This is a genomic window from Mycetocola sp. Y442 (genome assembly GCF_056898615.1).
Window position 1 is genome coordinate 85,970 of record NZ_JBXHBV010000002.1, and the last position, 14,120, is coordinate 100,089.

At 65.0% G+C, this 14,120-nt stretch carries 15 protein-coding genes; 6 read left to right on the forward strand and 9 right to left on the reverse strand.

All coding sequences use genetic code 11. The features are described from left to right. Nucleotides 1-21: 21 nt before the first annotated feature. Together AC1X6S_RS07110 and AC1X6S_RS07115 are read right to left on the reverse strand one after the other, a co-directional pair. Nucleotides 22-846: a hypothetical protein gene (locus AC1X6S_RS07110; protein WP_483405067.1), complete on the reverse strand. Its 825-nt coding sequence runs from the start codon at nt 844-846 to the stop codon at nt 22-24. Then, on the reverse strand, nt 846-1,580 hold the full coding sequence (locus AC1X6S_RS07115; RefSeq protein ID WP_483405068.1) for an ATP-binding cassette domain-containing protein: 735 nt from the start codon (nt 1,578-1,580) through the stop codon (nt 846-848). Before AC1X6S_RS07115 ends, AC1X6S_RS07110 begins: the two co-directional genes overlap by 1 nt. A 187-nt stretch (nt 1,581-1,767) precedes the next feature. Between AC1X6S_RS07115 and AC1X6S_RS07120 the strand changes: the two genes are divergently transcribed. Continuing rightward, nucleotides 1,768-3,015 carry a serine hydrolase domain-containing protein gene (locus tag AC1X6S_RS07120; RefSeq protein WP_483405069.1) on the forward strand — a complete coding sequence of 416 codons (1,248 nt, stop codon included), beginning with the start codon at nt 1,768-1,770 and terminating at the stop codon, nt 3,013-3,015. Nucleotides 3,016-3,104: 89 nt separating this feature from the next. Here AC1X6S_RS07120 and AC1X6S_RS07125 read toward each other — a convergent pair whose 3' ends face one another. After that, nucleotides 3,105-4,040, reverse strand: coding sequence for an aldo/keto reductase (locus AC1X6S_RS07125; protein WP_483405070.1), 936 nt, complete (start codon nt 4,038-4,040; stop codon nt 3,105-3,107). 192 nt (nt 4,041-4,232) lie between these two features. On the opposite strand from AC1X6S_RS07125, the gene AC1X6S_RS07130 reads away from it, so the two are divergent. The 5 genes from AC1X6S_RS07130 to AC1X6S_RS07150 all read left to right on the forward strand — a co-directional run bounded on the left by AC1X6S_RS07130 (nt 4,233) and on the right by AC1X6S_RS07150 (nt 8,723). Then, nucleotides 4,233-4,610, forward strand: a complete 378-nt coding sequence (locus AC1X6S_RS07130) for a VOC family protein (RefSeq protein ID WP_483405071.1) — start codon at nt 4,233-4,235, stop codon at nt 4,608-4,610. 104 nt (nt 4,611-4,714) lie between these two features. Beyond that, nucleotides 4,715-5,050 (forward strand): PadR family transcriptional regulator, encoded by a 336-nt coding sequence (locus AC1X6S_RS07135; RefSeq protein ID WP_483405072.1) that lies wholly within the window; start codon nt 4,715-4,717, stop codon nt 5,048-5,050. Then, nucleotides 5,047-6,018 (forward strand): permease prefix domain 1-containing protein, encoded by a 972-nt coding sequence (locus AC1X6S_RS07140; protein ID WP_483405073.1) that lies wholly within the window; start codon nt 5,047-5,049, stop codon nt 6,016-6,018. Before AC1X6S_RS07135 ends, AC1X6S_RS07140 begins: the two co-directional genes overlap by 4 nt. A gap of 625 nt (nt 6,019-6,643) precedes the next feature. After that, complete coding sequence (locus AC1X6S_RS07145) at nt 6,644-8,095, forward strand: HNH endonuclease signature motif containing protein (protein WP_483405074.1); 1,452 nt, start codon at nt 6,644-6,646, stop codon at nt 8,093-8,095. Nucleotides 8,096-8,336: 241 nt separating this feature from the next. Next, nucleotides 8,337-8,723, forward strand: a complete 387-nt coding sequence (locus tag AC1X6S_RS07150) for a DUF7882 family protein (protein ID WP_483405075.1) — start codon at nt 8,337-8,339, stop codon at nt 8,721-8,723. 17 nt (nt 8,724-8,740) lie between these two features. Here AC1X6S_RS07150 and AC1X6S_RS07155 read toward each other — a convergent pair whose 3' ends face one another. From AC1X6S_RS07155 to AC1X6S_RS07180, 6 genes are all read right to left on the reverse strand, one after another. After that, nucleotides 8,741-9,466 carry a DsbA family oxidoreductase gene (locus tag AC1X6S_RS07155; RefSeq protein ID WP_483405076.1) on the reverse strand — a complete coding sequence of 242 codons (726 nt, stop codon included), beginning with the start codon at nt 9,464-9,466 and terminating at the stop codon, nt 8,741-8,743. 108 nt (nt 9,467-9,574) lie between these two features. Then, nucleotides 9,575-10,267: an NADPH-dependent F420 reductase gene (locus tag AC1X6S_RS07160; protein ID WP_483405077.1), complete on the reverse strand. Its 693-nt coding sequence runs from the start codon at nt 10,265-10,267 to the stop codon at nt 9,575-9,577. A 112-nt stretch (nt 10,268-10,379) separates the two neighbouring features. Further along, entirely contained in the window at nt 10,380-11,381 is a 1,002-nt protein-coding gene (locus tag AC1X6S_RS07165) for an adenosine deaminase (RefSeq protein ID WP_483405078.1), read from the reverse strand. An 8-nt stretch (nt 11,382-11,389) separates the two neighbouring features. Next, nucleotides 11,390-12,460, reverse strand: coding sequence for an ADP-ribosylglycohydrolase family protein (locus tag AC1X6S_RS07170; RefSeq protein ID WP_483405079.1), 1,071 nt, complete (start codon nt 12,458-12,460; stop codon nt 11,390-11,392). After that, nucleotides 12,457-13,233, reverse strand: a complete 777-nt coding sequence (locus AC1X6S_RS07175; RefSeq protein WP_483405080.1) for a hypothetical protein — start codon at nt 13,231-13,233, stop codon at nt 12,457-12,459. Before AC1X6S_RS07175 ends, AC1X6S_RS07170 begins: the two co-directional genes overlap by 4 nt. Continuing rightward, nucleotides 13,230-14,045: a GntR family transcriptional regulator gene (locus tag AC1X6S_RS07180; protein ID WP_483405081.1), complete on the reverse strand. Its 816-nt coding sequence runs from the start codon at nt 14,043-14,045 to the stop codon at nt 13,230-13,232. Before AC1X6S_RS07180 ends, AC1X6S_RS07175 begins: the two co-directional genes overlap by 4 nt. Nucleotides 14,046-14,120: the final 75 nt, after the last annotated feature.

A 14,120-nucleotide genomic window follows, 5' to 3' on the forward strand; every position in this document is an offset into this window, starting at 1 on the left:
CCATTGTCCGGCACGGGGTGCTCAGATGTCACGGGATCGCATTGCCGCTCCCGCCGCTGCCGTCACCACGGCCACGAGCGCCGCGAGTGCCGCTACGGCGATGAGAGGCGGGATGCTGCCCGCCACGCCCGGTGAGACGGCCGCCTGTCCGAGTGACAGGGGCATCAGCTGCGCCCAGACCGGCAATGAGCCGGTGACGAGCTGGATGGTGGCCTGCGCGATCAGTTCGAACAGGAGCACGCCGAGCGTAATGAGCACTCCCGCCAGCTGATTGCGCGCGAGGATGCCGATGGCCAGGCCGAGGAGCCCGAGCAGGGGCACCACGAGAGCACCGCGTCCCAGCACCCCGAGAAGGTCCGGAATGCTGACGGCCAGGTCGGTTTGCGCGAGCGCGAGCGAGATCAGCAGCGTCGCAACGCTGACGACCGCGTACGCGACCCCGACAACCGCCCCGACGATGGCCATTGCGCCCACCTTCGCCGTGAGGATTCGTCCACGACGGGGTTCCGCAAGTGCCGTGGGAACGATCCCGCCGAACCGGTAGTCGGTGGTGCCCGCGAGGACGCCGAGGATCAGGACCGCGAGCACCGCGATACCGATGGAGCCAGCGCCCGTTGAAGAACCGAGCGGGCTGACCGCGGCGAGCTGTGCCGCCGCTGAGGTGAGCTCGAACGCGGGAAGGTCATCTCCCAGCGCTTCCCGGCCGGGGCCGATGGCGCCGCTCGCGAGGGCGGGCAGAACGGTAACGAGGGTGACTTGTGTTGCGATGAGACCGGCGATGCCGACGCCGATCGCTGCCTTGGTGGCTCGAGTCGTGGTGACCTTGAGCAGTTCTGCGCGGATCATCAGCGCACCCCCGCACTTGTCGAGGTGAGGTCGAGATAGTAGCTCTCGAGGTCTCCTCCGTGGGCGTCGACGGTGGAACGCAGGTCGCCGGATGCCGCGACCCTGCCCGCTGCGATCACGACGATGTCGTCGGCGACAAGCGCCACCTCTGACAGGACGTGGGACGACAGGAGGACTGAGCCGCCGGCATCCGCGAAGGAACGGATGAGCTCGCGAAGCCAGTGCATCCCCGCAGGGTCGAGGCCGTTGGCCGGCTCGTCGAGGATCAGGATGGACGGCTCACCGAGCAGCGCTGCTGCCAGAGCGAGTCGCTGCTTCATGCCGAGCGAGTAGCCACCGATCCGTCGATCGGCCGCTGTGCTCAGGTCAACCTCATTGAGCACGGCGTCGATCCGGGGCTGTGCCACGCCGATCTGCGCTGCGGCGATGCGGAGGTGCTCCCTGCCGGTGCGGCCAGGGTGCAATCCTGCCGAATCGAGGAGTGCCCCGATGGTCTGGGCCGGCTGCTCGAGGTCGCGGTACCGGCGTCCGTGGATGAGCGCCTCGCCGCTGTCGGGAGAGGCGAGGCCGAGGATCATGCGGGTGGTGGTGGTCTTGCCGGCGCCATTGGGGCCGAGGAGACCGACAACCCGGCCGTCGAGGACGTCGAATGAGACGTCCTCGACCGCGGGATGTCCGGAGAAGGACTTACTCAGCCCGCGAATCGCGAGGGCTGGTGATGTGGAATTCGTCATGTCCCCAGAGTGCTGCGGTCGCTCCGTCGGCGCCCCATCCTCAAGGACAGTCCTCATCCTGTTCCTCCGGGCGGGGCGCGAGCGTGTGCATCTGGCGAGGCTGGACATGTCCGATTCGGACAGCAGAAGTCTCAACACGATCCAGCTCACGCAGCATGGACCACCTCATCACAAGGGAAGAAACGACATGTCCATGAACCAGCAGGAATCACAGAACACCGTCGAACCGACGGAATCCCAGCCGAGCAGGCGCCGTGGCGTCATCCTCGCGACGACCAGCGTGCTGGCCGTCGGAGCGTTGGTGGCCGGTGCGTGGGGTGCCGGTGCGTGGTCGGATGCCGCGCCGGTGGAGGAGGAGGAGACCGCGAAGAGTTCGGTCATCCAGGAACACCTCGACGGCCTGGTCGATCTCGGCTTTCCCGCAGCGCTCGCCTCATTCACCAGCCCCGACGGGCAGCACGAGGATTACGTGGCTGGCGTCGGGAACCTCACGACCGACGAACCCGTACCCGTCGACGGGGAAGTGCGGCTCGGGAGCAACTCGAAGACGTTTACATCCGTCGCCGTGCTGCAGCTCGTCGAGGACGGTCAGGTCGCTCTTGATGAGCCCATCGACAGCTACCTGCCGGGTCTGGTCACGGGTGATGGCATCGACGGCACCCGCATCACCGTGCGTCATTTGCTGCAGCAGATGTCAGGACTCCCCGAATACGCCGACGAGATCGCGATGGACTTTGAGAAGGCACAGGGCGTCTACACATCGCCGCGCGACCTCCTCGATATCGCGCTCAGCAAGCCGGCGGGCTTTGCCGCCGGTGAGCGCTGGCAGTACAGCAACACGAACTACCTGGTGCTCGGCCTTCTGATCGAACGCCTGGCCGAACGGCCGCTCTTCGAGGTGATCACCGAGCGGATCATTGAGCCACTGGGGCTTGAGCACACCTACTTCCCGACGGTCGGCGAAATGTCACTCCGCGGGGAGCACCCTTCGGGGTATCACAAGGACGCGGATGGCGAGTTCTACGACGTGAGCACACTCGACCCGTCATGGGGCTGGGCCGCCGGCCAGGTCGTCGCAAGCCCGAGCGACCTGAATGAGTTCATGAGGGCGGTTCTCGACGGTCGACTGCTCGGCGAGGGGATGACAACTGAGATGCAGAAGACCGTGCCGGCCGATGAAGGCCTGTGGCCTGGAGCGGGGTACGGCCTCGGTTTGCAGAGCTACCCGCTGAGCTGCGGCGGCGTGATCTGGGGCCACGGTGGCGACATCCACGGCTTTCAGACTCGCAATGGTGTCGCAGCCGACGGAACGGCATTCAGCGTTGCCGTCACTGCTCTGCCCTGGGCCTTCATCGCCGAGGAGGACGAGCCCCGGATGATGGACACTTACAGGGCAGTAACGAAGGCAGTTGACGCGGCCTTCTGTGAAGACTGACGCCGAGCATCCGATCACCAACGCTTCCGGCGCCAACCTCATGAGGTTGGCACCGGAAGCTGTTGTGCGTGAAGGGCTGCCGGTGCGGCCTACGGAACGATGTGGCCCGCCGCGCGGAACAACTCGTACCATTCGGCGCGCGTCAGCGGAATCTCAGAGCCGAGGGCAGCCCCGGCAACGCGTTCTGGGTTCGTCGTTCCGAGCACCACCTGCATCTGGGCCGGGTGGCGGGTGATCCACGCCGTTGCGATCGCGATCGGCGGCACGTCGTACTGGGCGGCAAGTCGATCGATGGCGGCGTTCAGCTCCGCGTACTCGGGAGATCCGAGGAAGACCCCGGTGAAGAACCCGGCCTGGAAAGGCGACCAGGCCTGGATCGTGATGTCGTTGAGGCGGCAGTAGTCGACGATCCCACCACCGTCGAGCGTGACCGACTGCTGCTCGCCGAGCATGTTCGCCGCGACGCCCTGCGTCACGATGGGAGCGTGGGTGATCGAGAGCTGAAGTTGGTTGGCCACGATGGGCTGCCGCACATATCGCTTCAGCAGATCGATCTGTCGAGGGGTGTGGTTCGAGACGCCGAACGACTTCACCTTGCCGGCGCTTTCAAGTTCATCGAAGGCGCGGGCAACTTCTTCCGGTTCGACGAGGGCATCGGGGCGGTGGAGGAGCAGGATGTCGATCCGGTCCGTTTGCAGCGCCTCGAGCGATCCGTTGACCGACTCGATGATGTGCTCGTAGGAGAAGTCGAAGTACGGTCCCTCCCGCACGATCCCGGTCTTGGTCTGGATGGTGATGGCGTCGCGATCCGACGCGCTCAGCTTCATCGCCTCCGCGAATCGTCGCTCGCATCCGTGCAGATCGTTCCCGTAGACATCCGCATGGTCAAAGAAGTCGATGCCGGCATCCCGGGCGGTGTGTACGAGCTCCCGGACCTCATCGTCCGTCTTGTCGGGAATGCGCATGAGTCCGAGGATGACGTTGGGGGCGACGATTTCGGTGTTCGGCAGGGTAAAGGTCTTCACGGTGATTCCTTTCGCAGACGCGGCAACTCCGACGGTGACGCATGCCTACCTAACCACTCACCGGGGCAAAGAGTCCACCACGGCGGCACCCTTCACACGGGGCACGCAGCTGTGTACAGTGTCCGCATCATTGGGGTCGCCGACGGGCGGGCTGCATCGCCGTGACGAGCGCCATCTCTCGAAGGGGGAGCCGTGCCCAATCCCGTCGTTCACTTCGAGATCATCGGTCGGGACCCGGGTGCTTTGCGACGGTTCTACTCCGCTTTGTTCGGCTGGACTGCCGATACCGATTCGCCCGTTGCCCCGGAAATCTCGGAGGCGGGCGAGTACGGGTTCGTCGGTGACGCGGCCGGGGGTCCCATTGCGGGCGGCATCGGAGGCGGGCACGAGTTCGCGCCGCACGCTCTCTTCTACGTTGGGGTGGACGATGTGGAAGTCGCGCTCGCGCGTGCCGAGCGGCTGGGTGGCACTCGAGTGCTCGGTCCAGCGCGCAATCCCAGCGGCGCGCTCGTGGTCGGCCATTTCGCCGATCCGGAGGGCAATCTGATTGGTGTTGCCGGTCCGAGGTAGCGTCCTCGTTACAGCGGTTCTGTCAGAGATTGACAGCCAGAATGGCGTACTACAACATGGTGTGCGACTAGCGCATAGTGTGTGACACACACTATGGTGTGAGCATGGACGACGACCTCTTGAGCGGACACCTGCAGGAACTGCGGCGGGGCACGATCGTGGTGGCCTGCCTGTCCGTGCTGAAGCGACCCGGATACGGCTACGGCCTCCTTGAAGCTCTCGAGCAAGCGGGGTTTGCCGTCGAGGCAAACACGCTGTACCCGCTCCTGCGCCGCCTCGAAAAGCAGGGACTGCTGACCAGTTCCTGGGACACAGACGAGGCGAGGCCCCGCAAGTTTTACACCACCAGTGAGAAGGGCAGCGAACTGCTCGACCTGCTCCTCGCGGAGTGGGATGACCTTCACTCCTCCATTCACCAGCTCAACGAAGGACGATCATGACGACTCTCACCGACCGCTACGTCTTCGCCGCCCTCAAGTCCATCCCCGAAGAGAAGCGCGACGATATCGATCGTGAACTGCGCGGATCAATAACGGATGCCGTCGAGGCGCGGATTGAGAGTGGCCAGGCGCCTGCCGAGGCGGAGAGCACGGTGCTCACGGAGTTTGGTGACCCTCGTCAGCTGGCCGCACGCTACGCCGAGCAGCCGCTGTACCTGATCGGACCCGATCTCTACCTCTCGTGGGTGCGCGTTCTGAAGCTCCTCCTCTGGATCGTGGGCGCGACATCCTTCGTTGGTGTGCTTGTCGTTCGGATGGTCATCGAGCCGGAAGATCCAATCACCGCCTTCAGCGCCGCTCTCAGCGCAAGCATCGGTCTGCTGATTCAGGTGGCGTTCTGGGTGACCCTCGTGTTCGCAATTCTGCAACGCACGGGTGCCCGCCGCAGCTCCCTCGGGCTCAGGGCGTGGGTTCCTGAGATGCTTCCGCCGATCGAGCGACGCAATCAGGTCTCGCTCGCTGACACGATCGCGACGGTAATTCTCCTTGCCTTCTTCATCGGCCTGCTCCTCTGGCAGCGGGTCGGATCCCTGCTGTATCTGGAGGGAAAACCGGTTCTGGTTTTGCAGGAGCACCTGTCGAATTTTTGGCTGCCGTACCTGATCGCTGTGCTGGTTCTCGAGGCCGTCTTCGCCGTGGTGCTCTTCGCGGTTGGGCGCTGGACGCACGCGCTCGCTGCTGTGAACCTCGGCGTCGGCCTGCTGTTCATGATTCCTGCACTCTGGTTGCTCACGACCGACCAGGTCTTCGACTGGTCGTTCCTGTCGAGCGTCGACTGGAATGCCGACACCGCCAGGTGGATCTCGGGCATCACCGCCGCGGCGGTTGTGGTGACCGGTCTGTGGGATGTTGCGAGCGCCTTCCTGAAAGCAGCGAGAAGCAACGCGCAGGTCGTCTCGCCTCGGTAAGAGGCATGCTCGCGGAAATGCCGCCACGGTCCCGGAGGAATCACCCCGGTTCCGGAGGCGTCAATGGAGTCCCGGAGGTGCCATTGGAGCCCCGGGAGGAAAAACCGGGCGGCCAGCCCGCTGTCGCGCTTCGCCCCGGCGAATCTCCTCCCGAAAAACCGCCACTGCCCCTGATCCCCGGGCACCAAAGTCGGTGCCGGATGCGGGGTCAGAGCCTGAACCTCGGTCAACGCCGATGTCAGTGGTTGGCTGTGTACTGAATTCATGAACATCCCGGTCAACTGCGCAATCCGCACCCTTACAGGGTCGCGTCCGAGCGCCCGGGATGGTGTCGGTGCGAGGCCCGCAATGTGGCGGTTCCAATGTCAGGGGTTGGGTGTGTAGTTAAGTCATGAACATCCCGGTCAGCAGCCCGATTCGCACCCGTGCTGGTGTGGCGTTTGGACGCCTGCGAAGGCTCGGGAACGATGCCCGTGGCGCCCGGTTTCAATGTCAGTGGTTGGGTGTGTACTGAGGTTATGAACATCCCGGTCAGCAGTCCGATCCGTCACCGTTCTGGTGTGGCGAACTTCGCTCTGGCCGGGCGTCATGTCCTCGCCTCGGCTCGTGGGGGTGTGCGGGTGTCATGAGCCTCGCGGTGAGCGACTTTCCGCCGGCGTCGGTGCCGGAGGGGGAGAGTGCGCTTACCGGGTTGCTCACGCACCTGGGTCAGGTGGTTGATGTTCTTGACTTGGATCATCTGGACCGGTTGACCGGCGAACAGTTGCTGACGCAGTTGGGCCAGGTCGCCGGGGTGGTGCGTGCCGGTGAAGCGGTCCTCGCGGCGTTGAGTGCCGAGGTCGCGGACCGGTCCGACCCGGCGCGCGGCAACGATGGGTTGGCGGTGAAGCACAACTACCAGCGTCCGTCACACCTGATCGAGGTGATCACCGGAGTGTCCTCGGCTGCCGCGTCACGGTTGATCCGGGTCGGGCAACGGACCTGCCGGAGGCTCACCGATGCTGGGTTCCCGTTGCCGCCGTTGTTTCCGGTGGTGGGGGAGGCGTTCCGTCAGGGTTTGATCGGGGTGGAGACCGCCGAAGCGATCACCCGGGAACTATCGCTGGCCGCGCCCCGTGCCGAGGTGGAACACCTCGCTATTGCCGAGCGCACTCTCGTCAGTGAGGCGGTTGGTGCTGGCTGGCGTGACGGCTTACCGATGTCGGCGGATTTGGTGGGTATTCAGGCTCGGCAGTGGCGTGACCGGTTGGACGAAGACGGGATCGAACCCCTGACCGACAAAGCGTTCCAGAAACGTGACTTCTGGATCGCCCGCGCCGCGAAGGACGGGTTGGTGAAGTTCGGAGGGCAGGTCACCGTCGACGTCGGCGCGAAACTCCACGCGTTACTCGATGCGGTGTTGAGTCCGAAGACCGCGGACCGGTACGAGACAACCGATCCCGCCGGGGCGGACGTGGCCCCGAATGCCACACCGGGCGAGACGCAGGACCAGACTCCGGACCAGACGCCGGAGGAACCCATCCGGGCCCGGCGAACCGCGGGACAGCAACGCGCTGACGTGTTCGCCGCGATGATCGACGCCCTTGCCCGCTCCGGGGACGCACCATCAGTGACCGGCGCTGCACCGACCGTCGTCGTCACGGTCAACGCGGACGTGATCGACTCGAAGTCCGGTACCGGACAGATCGTGGGAGTGAACAGCCCGGTGGCGGCGTCAACGATCACGCAGATTCTGTGTGATGCGAGCATCATCCCGGTGTTCATCGACCCCGACGGCACTGTCGTTGCCCTCGGCAACGACCAGCGCGGGTTCAACCGGACGCAGCGAATGGGCATGATCGCCCGCGACGGACCGACCTGCGCGATGCCGGACTGTCAGATCCCGGCCACCGGCTGCGAAGCCCACCACATCATCCCGCACTCCGAAGGCGGGCCCACCCATCTCGATAACGGAGTCTTGTTCTGCTGGTTCCACCACCGGATGGTCGACACCGGGGTTTTCACGGTCACGATGGTGAACGGCAAACCCAAGGTCACCATCGCCGAATGGATCCGCCGCAAACCATACTTCCGGTAAACCGTGCCACCATCCCCGATGTCCAGGGGCAGGAACGCGACAGCCCGGGTGCGGTCGTGGCAGTGTCCGTCCGTCGGTCAGCGCCTCCTGCAGCGCTCAACGATGTTGATTAATTCCCCCTGGCAGAGCACGCCCGCCAGAAGAAGTTATTAGCGCTGGGTTTGGTGCGGACCTAGTATGGATGTGTAGCTGATTCCCCCGGACCCTGGGACGTGCAAACGGACGATTTCAGGAGATTTCTATGGGTACTTTTACGTACGACGGCGGCACGCCTATCGAGTTTGAAGACCGCACGCTAGCGCATCTTCAAATAGTGATCGGTGCCAAATTACGCCGAGGCGAGTCGTGTTACTTCAGCTGGCCAGTCCCGGAGGGTGGACGAACGACCATCTGGATGCATCCCACTCTCTCGTTGCGATATGACTACACCGCCAGCGAAATGCCGGCGCTGAATCGAGCATGGGTTGAGCTGCTGACCCAGTCTTCATTTGGGCCGGCGGGGCTTGTTCTTCTAGCGGAGCCCGAAGCCATCGACGAATCAGCGCACCAGAAAGCCCCCGAGGGCGATCAAAAAGCCTCCAACGGTGAACGTGATGCTCGCGTCAGAGTTCCAGTGGCGAGTCGTTAAGACAAATTTCGGGCCGCTCAAGCGGCGGCCGTTCCATCTCTCTCCGCCCACGCTCGCTCCAGCGCGTTGGTGATGGCCGCCGCGCTCTGGACGCCTTCAACGCCGTATCTGCCGTCGATGACGAAGAAGGGAACACTGTTGATCCCGTAGGACCGGGCTCGGGCTTCATCAGCGCGGACCGCGTCCAGGTATTCGTTGGACTCCAGCGAACGGATGGCGTCCACAGCGTCGAGGCCGAGCTCCCCGGCGATCCGGCCGAGTTCTTCGATGTCGGAGATATTGCGGCCCTGGGTGAAGTAGGCGGCAAACAGGGCCTCCTCTGTCTGAAGCTGCTTGCCGCGCGCTTTGCCGTAGTGGATGAGCTGGTGCGCGAGCGACGTGTTCGTGAGCAGCGCGGTGTCGAAGTGCAGGTCGAGGCCGACGGCGCGAGCCCGGGTGGTGATCCGGGACAGGAGCGCGCTGGCACTGTTTGGACTCATCCCCTTAGTCATAACGTTGAAGTCGAATACGCGCTGCGTGTGCCCGATAGCGATGTCCGGCTCGAGTTCAAAACTGTGGAACTCGATGTCGATGTCGCGGGCCTCGCCCGGCTCAGCGGCACCGAAGATTCGTGCAGCCTCTTCCAGCCGTCGCTTTCCGATGTAGCACCAGGGGCACATCACATCGGCCCACACATCTACTTTGAGGCGATAACCTCGGCGCGGCTCAGTGGTTTCCGGGCTGAGCCCGGTCTGCTCATTCATGGGACACATCTCCTGTTCGGGTTGGCGGCGCTGTCCGCGGAGGCGCACGCGCCGGGGGTTATGAGCCCGGGGCCACCGGGCTGTGGGATGCGCGTCGGGTGCCAGCAGTCAGGAAGTGATGCGCTCGGCGCGCTGTAGATTGCGCATGAGTTCGTCGCGGCTCTGCCCGTCGACGTGGTGGCGCCACATCGGTGTGCCGGGCGCGCTGCGCCACGATTCGCTCAGCGGGCTGTTGTCGACCGCGTCGAATCCGAGGTCGTCGTAGAAGCGAGTCACCAGCTCGACAGCTTCCGGGTAGTTGCTCGAGACCACCAGCGCCTTCCGGTCGGGTGCGCCCGCTGGCCTCGCCAGCCGGAGTATCGCCGGGAGTGCATCGCTCGGAACACGGATCAGGTGGCGCTCGTGAAACTGGATGTGAGTAAAAGCCTTCGTGACCATAGACTCGGGCAATTGTTCCTGCCGCAACTCATGAATCGTCTTTCGTCCCGAAGTCACCTCGGGAAAGTTACCGTCGCGCCAGGGCATGTAGTTGTTGTTGTCGATCACGACCTTCCCCGCCAGCTCCGCGACGGGCAGCGTGTCGGTCGGCGTGTACCGGAAGGCGGCAACGGCGAAGTCCGCAGCAGCGGCAGCATCCGCGGCTGACGCCGCACGCGCCATCGGACCCAGCGCTCTGACGAGGCCCCTCAGCGTCTCCGGGCCACGGGAATTGGCGATGACGATGTCATAGCCCGCCGCAATCGCCGCGCGGGCGAGAGTGCTTCCCGCCTGGCCGGCGCCCAGAATACCGATTGTGGTCATGAGCGGCTCTCCTCGTGCTGTCGTCGTGAACCTCTCTGCGGCTCACGACGTCAGCCTAAGTCGCTTCAACGAAAACATTCGGGGCCCTGTCATACCCCCGGCTTCACGGGGACTAGATGGAAAACTCGCGACGCCCGCCGGTTACGACGAGCCTCTCGCCCCGCAGCTCACCGCGCCGCTCCTCGGTGATGAACGCCGAGTTGATCGCATTCGTGGCCAGCGTGTCGAGGTCAGCGGCCGACAAACCGAGCGCCGCTTCGACCTCGCGATAGTTGTCATCGATGTAACCCCCGAAGTACGCGGGATCGTCGGAGTGAATCGAGACGTTAAGCCCGGCATCCAGCATCCGCTTCAACGGGTGCCGGGCGAGATCCGCCACCGCACGCAACCGCACATTCGAGAACGGGCAGATGGTGAGGGGCGTCTGCTCGCTCCGCAGGCGCTCGACCAGCGCCGGGTCGTCCATCGAACGGATGCCGTGATCGATGCGTTCAGCCCGTAACACGTCGAGTGCCTCAAGAACGTACTCCGCCGGGCCCTCTTCGCCAGCGTGCGCAACTGCTCGGAGTCCCAGTTCGCGGGCTCGCTCGAACACGTCGGCGAACAGGTGCGGCGGGTAGCCGACCTCGGCCGAATCGAGTCCGACGCCGAGCAGATCGCCCGCCCGGTGTGCGGCTGACTCGAGGGTTGCCGCGGCCTCGGCGACCGGGCGGTCACGAAGGAAGCACAGGATGAGTCCGGCTGTCACCCCGAGATCGTGGTGCGCGGCCGCGATGCCGTCGAGCAGCCCATCGATGACGTCGTCGATGGGCACGCCCCTGAGGGTGTGCGTCTGCGGGTCGAAGAAGATCTCGGCGTGAGCGACACCGGCCGCAGCTGCCCGGCGGAGGTACGCGAGCATCAGGTCGCGGAAGTCCTCGGGGGTGCGGAGAACCGCACAGCACTCGTAGTACAGGTCGAGGAACGAGGGGAGGTCGTCGAACTGCATCAGCTCGCGCAGCGCGGCGACGCTGGCGTAGGGGAGCCGGATGTTGTTTCGGGCCGCGAGGTCGAACACCATTTCTGGTTCGAGGGTGCCTTCGATATGGACGTGCAGTTCGACGAGCGGTTTCATGCCTTGCCTTATTCGGTGGAGCTCTGCCTCAGGGCGGCGAGCCGGGTGGCGACATCGGCGAACGGAAGCCCGTTCACCCGGTCGAGTGTGGTGACGAGGTCCGCGTCGATCGACGCAAACCCTCCAACCGCTCCCGCCATGCCGACGGCCATGGCCCCGATCGTGTCGGTATCGCCACCGAGGTTGGCGGCGAGGAGCGCGCAGCGGTGCGGATCAGCCTGTGCCCTGACAGCGAGGGCAATCGCGGCCGGTACGGACTCCGTGGTTTCCGTACCACTGCCGACAATATTGTAGATGTTCTCGAGAAACGCATCGTCGTCGATGCCCATGCCCGCGAGCGTGATTCCCCATTCGGCGCGTGCGGTCAGTGACGCTCCAGCAACGTCTTCGCCCCGCTGCATCCCTCGATATCCCGCATCGAGAGCTGCTTTCGCCGCGGTCTCGACGGTGGCGGCGACGGCCGAATCTGCCGTGAGCGCCGATGTAATCGCACTGTCGATGTAGCCGGCCACCATCGCGGCCCCGGCGATGGCGATGTTGGTCCCGTGGGCAATGCGGCACGACGCCTCGACCTGGTTGACGAGGCAATCGAGGTTTCCACCCCGCATGCCGACGATGCCGATGGGCGCAATCCGCATGGCGGCGCCGTTTGTCGTTCCTGCCACCCCGGTGGCCGTGGCATCCGCACCGTTGCGGAGGGCCGTAATCACCCGGGCGCTTGTCGGTCCGAGGAAGTGCCCTTCTGACGCGCCGACCCGGTCCGCCCAGGCGACGAGGTCCCTGGCGAGCGTGACCACGTCGACGGTTCCGCCGGTCGAGAGCATCGACTCAGCGAGCATCAGCATCTGTTGCGTGTCATCCGTCACCTGTCCCGCCACGAAACCATCCACGACGAAGTGGCCGTCCGGCCCGTCGAGAAACCTGTCGATGCGTCCGAAGTGGTCCTGGATGTGCTTCCGGGACCACAGTTCTCCCGGCATCCCCATCGCATCGCCGAGCGCTACCCCGTAGACGGTCCCGAGCGCGCGGTCGAGCAGGATGGGGTTGAGGGTCGACGGTGTCGACGTCTGGGAGGTCATCTGGAGGGCTCCGGTCTGGGGCAGTTGACGGTGGCGATGCGCGTGATCGGAAGGTCGGGGCGGATGCTTCTCAGCACGGTTTCGGCAGCGGATGTCGCCGAAACGAGCACGCAGGTGGACGGCCCCGCTGTCGCGTGCACGTCGAGGTCGTGAGCGACAGGCTCGGCGGCGAGCCCGGAGGGGCTGAGAAGGTCGGCCAGTTCGGCCAGGATTCCCCGAGACCCGACGGGCAGGCACTCGTGCACTCCCGCTGTCGCGGCGATGCGGAGGGTTTCCGCGAGTGACGGCATCCGTGGGTCGCCGACGACCAGCCGGTGTTCCGGAGCGCTCAGTGGCACACCGACGCAGAGGATGCTGTCGCCGGGTTCGGTGCTGCCGACGGTGAGCGCCGACGCGGTGCCGATGGCGGTGACACCGAAGCCCGTGGCTGTCACCGTCACGTTATCCTCGGTGGACCCCGTGACGCCGGTGTCGGGGTCGAGCCCCAGTTCGCCGGCCAGTGCGCGGAACTCCGCGATCATCTCCAGGCCACCCGCCCCGAGCGAGAGGGAGAGCGTATTGACGATCAGCGATGGTTTCGCGCCGGCGCAGATCAGTTCCAGAAGCGGCACCCGGGCGCCGAAGTGGGCGACTGTCCTGTTCTCGGTGAGAAAAGTGTCTCCGGGCAGTTCACCGATCCCTCCGACCGAATCGCAGGCCACGACGATCGTCGTGCCGCCGGGGCCGGGCAGAAGGGTCAGGTCGCGGAGCCTACGGGGTACGGATGCCGTCACGCGCTTTCCTGCGTGAACGCCGTGGTAACCCTGCCGGGATCAGCGAGTAACTGGTCTGCCGCGTGGAGAGTCGTGACGTAGTAGAACCGGTCCCCGCGAAGCAGGGTCTCGGCGTATTCGACCGGCTTTCCGCCGGAGTCGAACGTCGTGCGATTGATCAGGAAGACGGCCGTTCCGGGTGCGCACTCGAGCTGTTCTGCCTCGAACCGATCGAGTGAGGTCGCCCTGAGCGTCTCGGTGGCGTGATCGAGGGTGATTCCCTGCTCGTCGACAAGCAGCCGGAACAGGGACTTATCGGTCATGTCGGTGCCGAGCAGGCTGGCACCGATTGCCGCCGGCATCCATGACACCTCGTAGGTGCTGGCGACGTCGCCGATGTAACGGACGCGCGCGAGCCTGATGGTCGACAGGGCATCGTCGGGGACCCCCAGTTCGCGTCTGGCGCTCGCGCTGGGAGCGTGGTAGCCCAGCTCGACGACACGGGTTCGGATCGTGTCGACTCCGCCGCCGACTTCATCACTCAGGCCGGAGAGAAGCCGAAGGCTGCCCTGGACCTGGTTCCGTTGGACAAAGGTCCCTGCGCCACGGCGACGAGCCACAACGCCGTGGCGTTCGAGGCCCTCGTATGCCTTGCGTACCGTGACGCGGGAGACCCCGAGGGCATCCGCGAGTGAGCGCTCAACCGGCAGCTGGGTGCCATGCGGAAGCTCATCGGTTTCGATGAAGCTCTCGATCGCATCCCGGACCTGTAAGTAGAGTGGCGCGGATCCGCCGAGGTGGCTCCGAACATACCCAACCATGGCCTCGGACATCGATGACTCCCTCCGGTGCAACCACAAGCGTTGTATTGCTCATTGACAAGCCGATTCGCGAAGAACCATGATACC